The sequence below is a fragment of the Streptomyces sp. 1-11 genome (assembly GCF_007176755.1).
In the GTDB taxonomy this organism is placed as follows: domain Bacteria; phylum Actinomycetota; class Actinomycetes; order Streptomycetales; family Streptomycetaceae; genus Streptomyces.
This window is the reverse complement of record NZ_BJTV01000007.1, coordinates 256,206-268,477: the sequence shown is the minus strand read 5'-3', so window position 1 is coordinate 268,477 and position 12,272 is coordinate 256,206. Positions and strand designations below refer to the sequence as shown.

At 72.9% G+C, this 12,272-nt stretch carries 15 protein-coding genes; 6 read left to right on the top strand and 9 right to left on the bottom strand.

Going from position 1 to position 12,272, the window contains the following annotated elements; translation table 11 throughout:
- Positions 1-162 precede the first annotated feature (162 nt).
- The 3 genes from tkt to TNCT1_RS17430 all read right to left on the bottom strand — a co-directional run bounded on the left by tkt (position 163) and on the right by TNCT1_RS17430 (position 3,545).
- A complete protein-coding gene (tkt, locus tag TNCT1_RS17440; protein ID WP_143632960.1) occupies positions 163-2,400 on the bottom strand; it encodes a transketolase in 2,238 nt (745 codons plus the stop codon).
- Positions 2,401-2,499: 99 nt separating this feature from the next.
- Complete coding sequence (locus tag TNCT1_RS17435; protein WP_216856631.1) at positions 2,500-2,838, bottom strand: hypothetical protein; 339 nt, start codon at positions 2,836-2,838, stop codon at positions 2,500-2,502.
- Between the two features lie 248 nt (positions 2,839-3,086).
- Positions 3,087-3,545: a pyridoxamine 5'-phosphate oxidase family protein gene (locus TNCT1_RS17430; protein WP_143633300.1), complete on the bottom strand. Its 459-nt coding sequence runs from the start codon at positions 3,543-3,545 to the stop codon at positions 3,087-3,089.
- Positions 3,546-3,661: 116 nt separating this feature from the next.
- Between TNCT1_RS17430 and TNCT1_RS17425 the strand changes: the two genes are divergently transcribed.
- Entirely contained in the window at positions 3,662-4,078 is a 417-nt protein-coding gene (locus TNCT1_RS17425) for a DUF3224 domain-containing protein (protein ID WP_143632959.1), read from the top strand.
- A gap of 251 nt (positions 4,079-4,329) precedes the next feature.
- On the opposite strand, the gene TNCT1_RS17420 is transcribed toward TNCT1_RS17425, so the two are convergent.
- Positions 4,330-4,770 carry a VOC family protein gene (locus tag TNCT1_RS17420; protein ID WP_143632957.1) on the bottom strand — a complete coding sequence of 147 codons (441 nt, stop codon included), beginning with the start codon at positions 4,768-4,770 and terminating at the stop codon, positions 4,330-4,332.
- A 198-nt stretch (positions 4,771-4,968) separates the two neighbouring features.
- Here TNCT1_RS17420 and TNCT1_RS17415 point away from each other — a divergent pair, with 198 nt between their 5' ends.
- On the top strand, positions 4,969-5,634 hold the full coding sequence (locus TNCT1_RS17415; protein WP_143632955.1) for an MSMEG_1061 family FMN-dependent PPOX-type flavoprotein: 666 nt from the start codon (positions 4,969-4,971) through the stop codon (positions 5,632-5,634).
- A 226-nt stretch (positions 5,635-5,860) separates the two neighbouring features.
- Here TNCT1_RS17415 and TNCT1_RS17410 read toward each other — a convergent pair whose 3' ends face one another.
- The 5 genes from TNCT1_RS17410 to TNCT1_RS17390 form a co-directional block, all read right to left on the bottom strand.
- On the bottom strand, positions 5,861-6,274 hold the full coding sequence (locus TNCT1_RS17410) for an SRPBCC family protein (RefSeq protein ID WP_143632953.1): 414 nt from the start codon (positions 6,272-6,274) through the stop codon (positions 5,861-5,863).
- Positions 6,275-6,498: 224 nt separating this feature from the next.
- Entirely contained in the window at positions 6,499-6,621 is a 123-nt protein-coding gene (ykgO, locus tag TNCT1_RS17405; RefSeq protein WP_043662604.1) for a type B 50S ribosomal protein L36, read from the bottom strand.
- 92 nt (positions 6,622-6,713) lie between these two features.
- A complete protein-coding gene (gene rpmG, locus TNCT1_RS17400; protein WP_143632951.1) occupies positions 6,714-6,878 on the bottom strand; it encodes a 50S ribosomal protein L33 in 165 nt (54 codons plus the stop codon).
- A 129-nt stretch (positions 6,879-7,007) separates the two neighbouring features.
- Positions 7,008-7,913 carry a universal stress protein gene (locus tag TNCT1_RS17395; RefSeq protein WP_143632948.1) on the bottom strand — a complete coding sequence of 302 codons (906 nt, stop codon included), beginning with the start codon at positions 7,911-7,913 and terminating at the stop codon, positions 7,008-7,010.
- A gap of 131 nt (positions 7,914-8,044) precedes the next feature.
- Positions 8,045-8,914, bottom strand: coding sequence for a CBS domain-containing protein (locus TNCT1_RS17390; protein WP_143632946.1), 870 nt, complete (start codon positions 8,912-8,914; stop codon positions 8,045-8,047).
- Between the two features lie 165 nt (positions 8,915-9,079).
- On the opposite strand from TNCT1_RS17390, the gene TNCT1_RS17385 reads away from it, so the two are divergent.
- The 4 genes from TNCT1_RS17385 (at position 9,080) to TNCT1_RS17370 (ending at position 12,270) form a co-directional block, all read left to right on the top strand.
- Complete coding sequence (locus TNCT1_RS17385; RefSeq protein WP_235902665.1) at positions 9,080-9,517, top strand: hypothetical protein; 438 nt, start codon at positions 9,080-9,082, stop codon at positions 9,515-9,517.
- Positions 9,518-9,594: 77 nt separating this feature from the next.
- Positions 9,595-10,443 carry a hypothetical protein gene (locus tag TNCT1_RS17380; protein ID WP_235902663.1) on the top strand — a complete coding sequence of 283 codons (849 nt, stop codon included), beginning with the start codon at positions 9,595-9,597 and terminating at the stop codon, positions 10,441-10,443.
- Positions 10,430-11,872 (top strand): V-type ATPase 116kDa subunit family protein, encoded by a 1,443-nt coding sequence (locus tag TNCT1_RS17375; protein WP_235902661.1) that lies wholly within the window; start codon positions 10,430-10,432, stop codon positions 11,870-11,872. Before TNCT1_RS17380 ends, TNCT1_RS17375 begins: the two co-directional genes overlap by 14 nt.
- Positions 11,857-12,270, top strand: a complete 414-nt coding sequence (locus TNCT1_RS17370; RefSeq protein ID WP_143632942.1) for an ATP synthase subunit C — start codon at positions 11,857-11,859, stop codon at positions 12,268-12,270. The genes TNCT1_RS17375 and TNCT1_RS17370 overlap by 16 nt, the downstream gene beginning before the upstream one ends.
- The last annotated feature ends 2 nt before the right edge of the window (positions 12,271-12,272 follow it).

Genomic DNA, 12,272 nt, shown 5'->3' with positions numbered 1-12,272 from the left:
GCACCGCACCGCACCGACGAAGGGTGCTGGGGCAGGCTCCGGGGGCTTCAGGGAGCTGCTGCGGGGGACCGACCGGCTGCGGCGCACGCTCGACGTCGGTGGCGACCCGTCGGCGCTGTGCGCCGCGCCCGCGGCCGCCCCGCCGTGGGCGGGGCGGGCGGGTCAGCGATCGCCGGTGGGGGCATGCAGGACGCCGGCGCTGTCCGGGCCGACGGGGGCCAGCGGCGGTGCCTCGGCGGCGGCAAGGCTTTCCCGGGCCGCGGCGACGACCGCGTCCGCGGTGAGCCCGAACTGCTCGTACAGCACGGTGTAGGCCGCGCTGGCGCCGTAGTGGTTGAGGCCGACGATGCGGCCGGCGTCGCCGACGAACTCCCGCCAGCCCATGGGCACGCCGGCCTCGACGCTCACCCGGGCGCGCACCTCAGGCGGCAGCACCTGCTCGCGGTAGGCCCGGTCCTGGGCCGCGAACCACTCCCAGCACGGCAGTGACACGACCCTTGTCGGGATGCCGTCGGCCTCCAGCGTCTCCCGGGCGGCGACGGCGATCTGCACCTCGCTTCCGGTGCCCATCAGAATGACCTCAGGGCTGCCGTTGGAAGCTTCGGCCAGCACGTAGCCGCCCCGGGCGACGCCCTCGGCCGACGCGAACTGTGTGCGGTCGAAGACGGGCAGGTTCTGCCGGGACAGGGCGAGTCCGGCCGGACGGTCGTTGTGCTCGAGGATGGTGCGCCAGGCCACCGCGGTCTCGTTGGCGTCGGCCGGGCGGACGAAGTCCAGGCCGGGGATGGCCCGCAGCGCCGCGTAGTGCTCGATGGGCTGGTGGGTGGGGCCGTCCTCGCCCAGCCCGATGGAGTCGTGCGTCCACACGTAGGTGACCGGGAGCTGCATGAGCGCGGCCAGCCGCACCGCGCCGCGCATGTAGTCGGAGAAGGTGAGGAATGTGCCGCCGTACACGCGGGTCCCGCCGTGCAGCGCGATGCCGTTCATGATCGCGCCCATGGCGTGCTCGCGGACGCCGAAGTGCAGCGTGCGCCCGTACGGTCCGCCCGACCACATCTTGGTCTGCCGGTTCTCGGGCAGGAACGAAGCCTCCCCCTTGACCGCGGTGTTGTTGCTCTCCGCCAGGTCGGCCGAACCACCCCACAGCTCCGGCAGGACCGGGTACAGGGCGGCGAGGACCTCGCCGGAAGCCTTCCGGGTCGCCACGCCCTTCGGATCGGCGTCCCAGACCGGCAGGTCGTCCGCCCAACCCTGCGGCAGCCGACGGGTGGACAGCCGCTCGAGCAGCGCGGCACCGTCGGGATTGCCGGCCCGCCACGCGTCGAAGCGCTGCTGCCACGTCGCGTGCGCCTGCGCGCCGCGCTCGGCGACCCGGCGGGCGTGCTCGAGCACCTCCGGGTCGACCTCGAACGTCTTGTCGGGGTCGAAGCCGAGGATCTCCTTGGTCGCCCGGACCTCGTCCTCGCCCAGCGCGGATCCGTGGGCCGCGCCGGTGTTCTGCTTGTTCGGCGCGGGCCAGCCGATGATCGTGTGCAGCACGATCAGCGACGGGCGGCCGGTCTCGGCCCGGGCAGCGGCCAGCGCGCGGTCGACCGCGGCCAGGTCCTCGCCGTCGTCGACGTGCTGCACGTGCCAGCCGTAAGCCTCGTACCGCTTGCCGACGTCCTCGGTGAACGCGATGTCGGTGTCGTCCTCGATCGAGATCCGGTTGGCGTCGTAGACCAGGACCAGATTGCCCAGCTCCTGCGTGCCGGCCAGCGACGACGCCTCGCCGCTGACGCCCTCCTCCAGGTCGCCGTCGGAGGCGAACGCCCACACCGTGTGGTCGAAGACGCTCTCGCTCTCGGGAGCGTCGGGGTCCAGCAGACCGCGCTCGCGGCGGGCGGCCATCGCCATGCCGACGGCGTTGCCGACGCCCTGGCCGAGGGGGCCGGTCGTCGTCTCCACCCCCGGTGTGTGGTTGACCTCGGGATGGCCCGGGGTCGCGGAGCCCCAGGTGCGCAGCGCCTGGAGGTCGGCCAGGTCCAGGCCGTAGCCGGAGAGGAAGAGCTGGATGTACAAGGTGAGGCTTGAGTGCCCCATCGACAGCACGAAGCGGTCACGGCCGACCCAGTTCGGATCGCCCGGGTCGTGGCGCAGCCACTTCTGGAACAGCAGGTAGGCGGTGGGGGCCATGCTCATCGCGGTGCCGGGGTGGCCGTTGCCGGTCTTCTGTACGGCATCCATCGCCAGCACGCGCACGGTGTCGATCGCGCGGCGGTCGAGATCGCCCATCCCCTCGGGGAGGGTGGGGTGCGGCTGGAAGGGGTTGCCGGTGGGCGCGTCGCTCGCGGCCTCGGCGGGAGCCTCGGGGCGGGTGCTCTTCGCCTCGGTGGCGGGGTCTGTCTCATGGGCAGTCATCGGTGGCGGTACTCCCTTGGGGGTGGGACGGTAGATGCTTTTCACCGCGCGGCCGGTACTGGGCACCGCAACCGGGCGGGCCCGGCGACGGTGGGGGCGTCAGGCGAGTGGGGTGTCGTCCAGTGCCTTCGTGTCACGGACGTCCAGCATGTCCGCAAAGACCTCCACGTGACACTGTTGGGCATAGCTGGCCAGCACCAGCCGGTGACCGCGCTCTTTGACCGCCACGAGGAGATCGCGAGCACCGGGTAACGGTGCCATCTCCTCCAGCAGCTCGTCGGCCTCCCTGCCCTGCTGCTCCCTGGCCCGGTCGCCCACCCGGCGCTCCAGTTCCTCGCCAGCGAAAGCGGTGACCACCTGGTCCCCGCGGGCATGGTGGTAGTCGGAGTCGATGAGTGTCCCGTCGGTGTCGAGAAGGGCGGTGGCGGATGCGGTCACCCTCACCGGCTACCCGCCGGCCCGGTAGCCACACGGAGACCGCGGAATCCACAAGGCGATCGCCGATACGGCTACAGCTCCCCGGCACTGTTGCTCAGCAGGTGTGACCATGCATCGTCGTCTTGGGCACGCCCGCGCGCCGCCTACCGGCCGTGGCATGGACAGGTCAGGCACCGACGTCAGCGGGGCGTCGCTCGGAGGCCGAGCACAACGACCCACCGGTCCGACAGTCACGTGCCGGACAGTGCCTAGCCCTCGAGATCGAGCGCCGTGCCATACAGGCGGTCTACCTTCAGCCGGATGACGACCCGGCGCTCGGCAACCAGCTGCTCCAGGAACGCATCCTCATCCTCCGGCCTCGCCGCTTGCGGGATCATCTCAAGGAGTTCCCGCCCGACGGCGTCGCCGGGAGCGGTCGTGCTCTGGGAGACCTCGGCCTCGCCCTCAGCGACGGCGAACGACCACACGTCGCCACCTTGCACATGAAGCGCCGCACGCGGGTTGCGCCGCAGATGCCCGACCTTGACCCGGTCGGCCGTCGTGGAGAACCGCACCATGCGTGCTTCGGGATCCCAGCTGTACAGCATGGTGGTCAGGTGGGGGTGACCACTGCGCTTGACGGTGGCGAGCGTGCCGAACTGCGCTTCGCCGAGCAGGCTGGAGAGGGCTTCGTCGGACAGGGGGCGAGGTGCTGGTCCTTGAGTCATGACGTGATCAACGTCCATGGCCGCCCGGCAATTTCCTGGACGGAGGTCCAAGTTCATATTCACGACAGTCCAGTTGAGGGAGTTCGGTGTCAGACCGCACCGCTACGGTCGTGCCCATGAGAGCTACAGGAACGTTCACCGTCAAAGCGTTCGTCCCGACCGAGCTGAGGCCGGACCCGGCCGTGTCCACCGGGCTTCCGGTGGGTGTCGCGACGATGGAGAAACACTTCGAGGGCGAGGTCGCCGGTCGCTCGGCGACCCTGTTCACCGCGGCGTTCGACCAGACGACCGGCGTGGGCACCTATGTGGCCATGGAATCGTTCCAGGGCTCGCTGTGCGGCCGGGCCGGCGCCTTCAACTTCGCACACTCGGCGACGACGTCCGGCAGCGATCGTACGGCGGAGTTCTTCACCATCGTGCCCACAAGCGGTACGGGAGAGCTGACCGGGATCTCCGGTGCTGGAGGAATGGCCGTCGACGCCGATGGGACCCATCGGATCTGGTTCGACTACGAGCTGGAAGTGGGCCGATGACGATGGATGACGTGCAAGAGGCAAGGGTGGTGGGCCTGGCGAGGCTCGGGTGCCGCCGCCCCGTAATCGGCGGTTGATCGCGGCGGCTTCCAAAGTCGCCTGTACTTCTCGGAGTTGAGTCCGCTCACTCCCCGTACTCAAGGGGAGGGAGCATGCGAGAGAGAACAGTCAGACCGGTCGCAGCGGTCTGGGCGCTGGCGGGCGCCCGAGCGCACGAGCCCCGTCCCCGGGCAGTGGGCAGCGGGCCTGCGTCAGCCGGTCTGTTCGGCCAGGGCGACGATGATGCCCGCGGGGCCGCGGAGGTAGCAGAGCCGGAAGATGTTCTCGTACCGCGCCACCTCGCCGAGGAGTTCGGCGCCGTGGGCGCGCAGGCGGGCGATGGTGTCGTCGATGTCGTCGACGGCGAACATGACGCGGTGCAGGCCCAGCGTGTTGGGCGGCGGGTTGCGCGGCTCGGTGCCGGACACCGCGGGCGTGTGGTACTTGGTCAGCTCCAGCTTGCTGTGACCGTCCGGGGTCCGCATCATCACGATGTCGCTGCGGACGCCGTCGAGTCCGACGGTGAGGTCCGCGAAACGACCTTCGATCTCCGCCTTGCCCTCCAGCTCCATGCCGAGCTCGGCGAAGAAGGCGACAGCCGCGTCCAAATCGTCGACGACGATGGCGACGTTGTCCATCCGCTGAATAGTCATGTCGCCGAGCCTAGGACCTCTGCGGCATGCCATCGTCCGGGGCACACGGCCGGGACCCGGGCACGTATCTGCGCGGCCCCGCACGATGGTCTTGCCGGTGTTCTCGCCGCTCGGCATCGCCAGGAACGCGTCCACGATGTGCTCGAAGCCGTCGCCGAACGTCTCATCCAAGGCGAGGCGTCTTCTAGGGTCGTCCACATGACGACTGACACGGGGACCACCGGCTCGCTCTACGACTCCTTCCGGGAGGACGCCCTCACCAGCCCGGACGAGCTGCGCGAGCTCTACTCGCAGCCGAACCCCGCTTCGCTCCGAAAGGAGACCGACCGCCTGACCGAGGCGACCCGGGCGTTGATCGGCTGCTCCTCGCTGGTGTTCATCGGCAGTGCGGACGCCGAGGGCCGGGCGGACGTGACGCCGCGTGGCGGTCCGGCCGGGTTCGTCTCGGTGCTGGACGACCGGACTTTGGCGATCCCCGACGCGACCGGCAACAAGCGGCTCGACACCATGCACAACGTGCTGCGGACCGGACGCGTCGGCCTCCTCTTCCTCGTCCCCGGCCGCCCGACCACGCTGCGTGTCAACGGCCGCGCCTGCGTCTCGGCTCGTCCGGAGCTGCTCGGCCGGCTCACTCCCGTGGGGCGACCGCCCGTCACGGCGCTGGTGGTGCAGGTCGAGGAGGCCTACCCGCACTGTCCGAAGTCGCTGATGCGCGCGAACGCCTGGCAGCCTGAGCAGTGGGTGCCCGCCGACGCCCAGCCGACCAGCGCCGAGGTGACCCTGGCCCAGCTCGACATGCCGGGCCTGACCGTCGCCCAGGTCGAGGAGGCCGAACGGGAGTCGCTGCGCCTGCGGTACGAGTGACTGCGGTACGAGTAATTACGGACCGAGTGACTGCGGACCGGGACGCCCTCGACGGCCGGGCTCGGGCTCTGCAGGGCCGTGGGCTCACCCGCCGGCGGTAGCACTCCGCCGCCTGCCGCCCGGCTCGCTCGGCGGGCGGCGGGCGGCGGGCGGCGGGCGGCGGGCGGCGGGCGCGACGACTTCGGAGTTCCTCGCGGTCCTCGCGGTTCTCGGGTCCTCGCGGTCCTCAGTGTTCCGCGCGCTCCACCGCCTGTTTGATGCCGTGCAGCGCTTCCTCCAGGCTGCGGTCGATGTGCTCGCCCTCGGTCTGCTCCGTGTGCAGCTCCACCGTAAGGCGGCTGGAAGCGGCTCCGGCCTCGCCGTCCACGTGCAGCCGGCCCTGGTAGTCGTGCGGCCCCGGCGCACCCCATTCCAGGCTCTTGCCGTCCTCGACGACCCGCAGCCACGCCTCGCTGGTCACATCCTGTTCCGGAGCGTCCGGGGGATCGATGTGAGCGGTGACGGTGACCTTGTCGCCGTCGTGCGGGTGCGCGGAGGTCAGCCGCGGCATGTACGAGGGAAGATGTTCCACGTCCGACAGATAGTCGAAGAGCCGGTCCGCGGGCACGTTCACCGTGATGCTGTCGCTGTAGTCACCCATGGTCAACGGAGTCCCCGACGGCCGCCCCGCACAAACGGAATCGCCGGCGCACCACGCGACAGGCGCAGTGCGGTGCCGCACTTGGGGCCGGGAGCGTCGGTGGCTTCCGCCCCGAGCACCCGGGGCCGGGAGCGTTGGTGACCTCGGCCCCGGACAGCCGCCGTCGGAAGCGTGGAAGGGCCCCTGGCCCCCGGCACCGAACCGGGGACCAGGGGCCTTCACCGTCAGCCCTGGCGGGCCTTGAAGCGGGGGTCCTTCTTGTTGATGACGAAGGTCACGCCCCGTCGGCGCACCACTTGGGCGCCGGGCTTGGACTTCAGCGAGCGCAGGGAGTTGCGCACCTTCATGAAGGCCTCCTCTCGGAAGATCGGACGGGTCCGCAGTCAGTGGCGGGCCCGCGGTCGGTGACGGGCCCGCGGTCAGCGGCGGGCCGCAGGGGTCAGCGCTCCTCGCGGAACGGGACGTGCTTGCCGATCACGGGGTCGTACTTGCGCAGGACCAGCCGGTCGGGATCGTTCAGACGGTTCTTGCGGGTCACGTGGGCGGAACCGGTTCCGGCCGTCGACCTCAGCGTGACGACGGGCCGTGCGGTGCTGCGTGCCATGGGGAGCCTCCTTCGCTTGTCCGACATCCCGAGCGGATTGACTTCGCCATGTCAGACAGCCTGGACAACAACACTCCCCGGCAGCGCATTCCCGGTGCTCAGGCACCCCGGTCCCGGCGGAGGACCAGGTCAGCTGTGTGCGACGACCGCGACCGGAGCGGCGATGTGGTGCAGGGCGGAATGGGCGACGTGGCCGATGCGGGCGCCGAACGGCTTGGTGCGGATGCGCCGGCCCACGACCGCCAGGGAGGCGTCACGGGAGGCGTTGACGAGGACCTGCGCGGCGCTGCCGCACCGGCTCGCCTCGATCACCTCGACGTCGGGGAACTTCTGCCGCCAGGGCTGCAGCACCTTGCTCAGAAGGGCGGCCTGACCGCGTTCGAGCGAGTCGTGAGGTTCGGGGCTGCGGGCGAAACGGTAGAAGGAGGCCGGCGGTTCCGGCCAGGCGTGGACGACCCGCAGTGCGGCCTTGCGCCGGGCGGCGGCGTCGAAGGCGAACTCCATCAGGGTGTCGTCCGCCTGGTCGAGGTCGAGCCCGAGAACCACTGGGCGGAAGGGTGCGGCGGCGGACGGAACGCCCGCCGGGTCCATCCGGTGCTCGTCGGCGGCCTGCTCCCCCGCCCGCACCAGCACCACCGGCCGCTCGGCGCGGGCGACCACGCCGAGGCTGACGGAGCCCACCATGAACCCCTCCAGACCGCCGAGGCCCCGTGAGCCGAGGACCAGCAGCTCGGCGAAGCCCGCCGCCTCGCACAGCACGTCGGCCGGGGACCCGGTCAGCCGCTCGGTGATCACCTCGATGCCCGGGTGGCGAAGCCGGACGCCCTCCGCGGACTCCCTTGTCACTTGCTCAGCCCACTGCCGGTAGGTGTCGGGATCCAGCAGCGGCGTCCGGGCCACGAGCCGTGGAGTCGGCTCCGAGATGTACATGATCTTGAGGGGCAGACCGCGCAGCAGCGCTTCTCGCGCCGCCCACTCCGCTGCGGCCCGGCTCTCGGGCGAGTCGTCGACACCAACGGTGACGGTGCGGGGCATCGTCTCCACCTCCCACGGCGAGGGTTCCGACACCAGCCTGACGTCATGGCGCCGGAAGGATCAGGGGCCACACGGCCCCACCGGGGCCCGACCGTCCCTCCGCGGCCGGAGATCCGTGACGGGACCTTCGCTCAGTCGGCGGTGAGCAGGTTCTTCACCTCGACGACGTCGGCGATCCCCTCGACCTCCGCGACCAGCCGGGCCATCGTCGCCGGCGTCAGCCGGCCCGTCAGTTCCACGATCCCGTCGTGCACGGTCACCGCCACCCCCTCGCGGTCGGCCGGTGGGCAGCACGCTTCGAGCGTGGCCTGGACCTCCGCTCGAATACCGGCGTCGTCCCTGATCAGCGCCTCCAGCAACGCGTCACGGCGCACCACGCCGACGAGCCGGCCGTCGCGATCGGTGACGGGCATCCGCTTCAGCCGGGACAGCGCGGCGAGCCAGGCGGACTCGGCCACCGTCGTGCCCGGCAGCACGGTGATCGCGGGGCTTGTCATCAGGTCGGCGGCCGTCTCGCCCCGGGCCTTGCCGTGCATCCGGCGTTCGCGCAGCCTGCCGATGTGCCCGGGCCGGTGGCCGGAAGCCTCGAACGCGACCTTGGCCAGCAGGTCGGACTCCGAGACGACGCCGACGACGTGGTCCTCCGCGTCCACGACCGGGAGCGCGCCCACCTGCTCGCGGGCCAGCAACCGGGCGATGTCGCGATACGGCAGGTCCTCGCCGACGGACGTCGCGGGCACGTCCATGACGTCCCGCACCAGGGGCGTGCCGGGCTCCTGCGGGAGGTCCGGCCGCCGCGCGGGAGTCGCGGCCGACGGGGCCCGCTCCCCGGTGTCCGACTGCTCGGCCGTCCTGCCGGAGTGCCTGGCGGCGGCCGAGGCGACCGCACCGAGGTAGCGGAGCAGCATGTCCTGCCGAGCCGTCTCCCCCGGGCTCCAGGGACGTGCGGGCGCACCCTGCCGGGCGTCGGCCTGCGCGCGGAAGTTCTCGTGCGCGTTCACGGCGGCCTCCTGACTCCGTCGAGTCGCCTACCGTCCCAGTCTGCCGTGCCCGCGGTCCGCGCCAAGAGCCGAACGGCCCTGGTGGAACGGCGCAAGGACCCTATCCGGTGCGGTGCGGACCGGGAACGGTGAAACTGAAGGGGCACCGACCGCAGGAGGCTGCCGATGAGTCTGCGGGACTTCCTGGAGCGGTTCCGTCCGGCGGGGACGCCGGGGGCGTCGGCGACCGGCGTGCCCGCCGACCGTGCCGCGGAGCGGGCGGCGGAACTCCAACCGGCCCTCGACCGGCTGACCGACGTTCAGCGGGAGGCGGCACGGATCCGTGCCGCCGCGGAGCAGAGGGCGCGGGCCCTCCGGCAGGAGGCCTCCGAGGAAGCGGAACGTCTCCTGGCGGACGCGCGGGAGCGCGCACCGGAGGTTCGCCGGCAGGCCGCGGAGCCTCTCCTGCGGGAAGCCCGCCGGGAGGCCGACGCGCTGCGCGCGGCCGGCGACCGCAGGGCCTCGGCGATCCGCGAGCGGGCACGGGAGCGCATGCCGCGTCTGGTGGAACTCGCCGTGGCCGACGCCATGCGGCCGGCGAGCGGGACGGCGGCGGATCCGTGAGCGCCGGGTGGGTCGCGGGGGCGGTGCGGGCGCGGGCCTTCGCCGCGAGGTGTCCGGGCGCCGAGGGGGCGCGTGAGATGGCGCGGGGTCCGACGCTCGACGACGCCCTGCGGCGCCTCGCGACGACGCCGTACGCGCGGTACACGCGGGCCGCCGTCGGCCTTGCCGGCGCCCAGCGGGCGGTGGCCGCGGCCCTTCTGTGGCAGCTGCGGGTGCTGGCCGGGTGGCTGCCGCGCGGCGGCGCCCGCCTGCTGGTTCCGCTCGCCTCGGGATTCGAGATCGCCAATGTGGTGGCCCGGCTGCCGGCGCCGGAGGGCGGGCGCGCCGAGGCGGTGGAGCCGTACCGGCTCGGCGCCCTTGAGACGGCCTGGCGGAGCCTGGAGCGTGCCGGGACGCTCGCGGAGCTGAGAGCGGCGCTCGCCGCATCGCCCTGGGGCGACCCTGGCGACGACACTCCGTGGGCCCTGGTCACCGGCATGCGCATGGCCGCGGCGCGGCGGGTCGCCGTGTCCGTCCCGCCCGCGCGCCGCTGGGCGCAGGGACGCGCGGTCCTGCTGACCGCGCGAGAACTCTTCGTGCACCGCCGCTCCCCCACGCGGTCCGTGCGTAGGGACGCGGCACGACTGCTCGGGGCACGGGCGCCGGCCGCTCCGTCCTACCCGGAGTTCCGCGAGAGCCTGCCCTCGACCGCCCGGTGGGTCCTAACGGATGTAGACGAGCCCGGTGAGCTGTGGCGGGCCGAGGCCCGCTGGTGGCGGACGGTACAGGCCGAGGGCGCGGCGATGCTCCGTCAGGGCCGGTACGGGCCAGCGGTCGTCGTCGGCGCGGTCGCGTCGCTGTCCGCGGACGCCTGGCGGGTACGGGCCGCGCTGGAGTCGGCGGCGCGCGGCGGACGGCCGGGAGAGGCGTTCGATGCCCTGGTCTGAGGCGGTGACACCGGTCCGGATGCGCCGCGTGGCGGTGGTCGTACCGCAGTCCGGCCTGAGGGAGGCGCTGGTGCGGATCGCGGAGCAGGGCTGCGTGGAACTGGACCGCGTCGAGGAGGCGGCGCCGGGCGAGGCGGCCGTGCGGCTGCAGCGGCTGCGCGGACAGGGAACGCCGTCCGGGTCCCGGAGCGGCGCTCCGGCGGCCCTGGCCGTCACGGCGCCCGATCTCGACCGGCTCGACCGTGGGCGCCGCTTCGCCCTGCTGGCCGGTGAGGCCCAGCTGGAGGAGCGCGCGCAGGGCGCCGTACGGCAGGGCGAGGTGGCGGCGCTGGCCGGGTGGTGTCCGGCCGCGCAGGTGCCGCTTGTCGCGGACCGGCTGGCCGCGGCGGGCGGCGCGCTGTTGCCGCTGCCGGTGCCGCGGGGCACGGATCCGCCGACGCTGCTGCGCTCGGGCCGGGCCGCCTCCTTCACGCCGCTGGTGTCGACGTACGGCACACCGGCCTACGCGGACCTCGACCCTTCGTGGCCGGCCGGTCTGGCCTACGTCGTCATGTTCGGGATCATGTTCGGTGACGTGGGACACGGCGCGCTGCTGGTGCTCGGCGCTCTCGCCCTGCGTCTCGGGCGGCCCCGTGCCCTGGCGCGTCTCACCCGGCTGTGGCCGTTCCTGGCGGGTGCGGGAGTCGCGGCCATGCTCGCGGGCGCCGCGTACGGCGAGTTCTTCGGGCCGACCGGGCTGCTGCCGGTGCTGTGGCTGAGCCCGTTGGAGGAGCCCGCCCGTCTGCTGGCCGCCGCTGTGGTCCTCGGGGCCGGTCTGCTGGTGCTCGCCCACGCCGCGGGCGCGGTGAACCGCGTGCGGGAGAACGGCTGGGCCCAGGGCCTCTACGCCGCCACGGGGTGTGCGGGGCTGCTGTTCTACCTCGGGCTCGCCCAGGCCGCGGCGGGTCTGCTCCTGCACCACCTGGCCTGGACGGTGGCCGGGGCCGCCTGCGCGGTGGCCGGGCTGGCGCTGGTGGCGTTCGGCATGTTCCGGGCCACCGGGGGCGGCGGCGCGGGGGTGGCCGAGACGGTGGTGCGGCTGTTCGACGTCGTCGTGCGTACCGGCACGAACACCCTGTCGTTCGCCCGGCTCGCGGCCTTCGGCCTCACCCATGCCGCGCTCGCCGCCCTGGTGTGGCGCGGCACCACGGCGCTGGCGGGGCGCGGCGCGGCCGGGCTCGCGGGCGCCGTCCTGCTGTTCGTCGTGGGCACGGCCGTCTCCTTCGCCCTGGAGGCCCTGGTGGCCGGTGTGCAGGCCCTGCGGCTGGAGTTCTACGAGCTCTTCTCCCGCCTCTTCGAGAGGGAGGGCCGTCCGTTCCGTCCCTGGCACGTTCCCCCGGCGGAACCTGCCGACCCCGCTGCGAAGGTGCTCCCATGCTCACCTGGCTGATCGTCCTGCCGGTCCTGGTAGCGGTGCTCGGTGCCGTCCGGTTGCTGCGGCGGCGCCGGGCCAGGCACGCCTTCCGCTGGCTGCTGGCCGCGAACCTCGCTCTGCTGGGCGGCGCCCTGGTCGTCCTCACCACGGCGCTGACGGGCCCCGCGCAGGCCTCGGCGCGGGCCGCCGCGTCCGGCGGGGTCAACGGGTCCGCCCTGATCGGCGCGGCCATCGCGGTGGCAGGCGCGTCGATCGGGGCGGCGATAGCCGTCGCGTACACGGGCGCCGCCGCGCTGGCCGCGCTGAGCGAACGACCGGAGATGTTCGGCCGGGCGATGGTGATCGTCGGCCTGGCGGAGGGCATCGCCGTGTACGGGCTGGTCGTCGCGATCCTGCTGATCGGCAAGGCCTGACG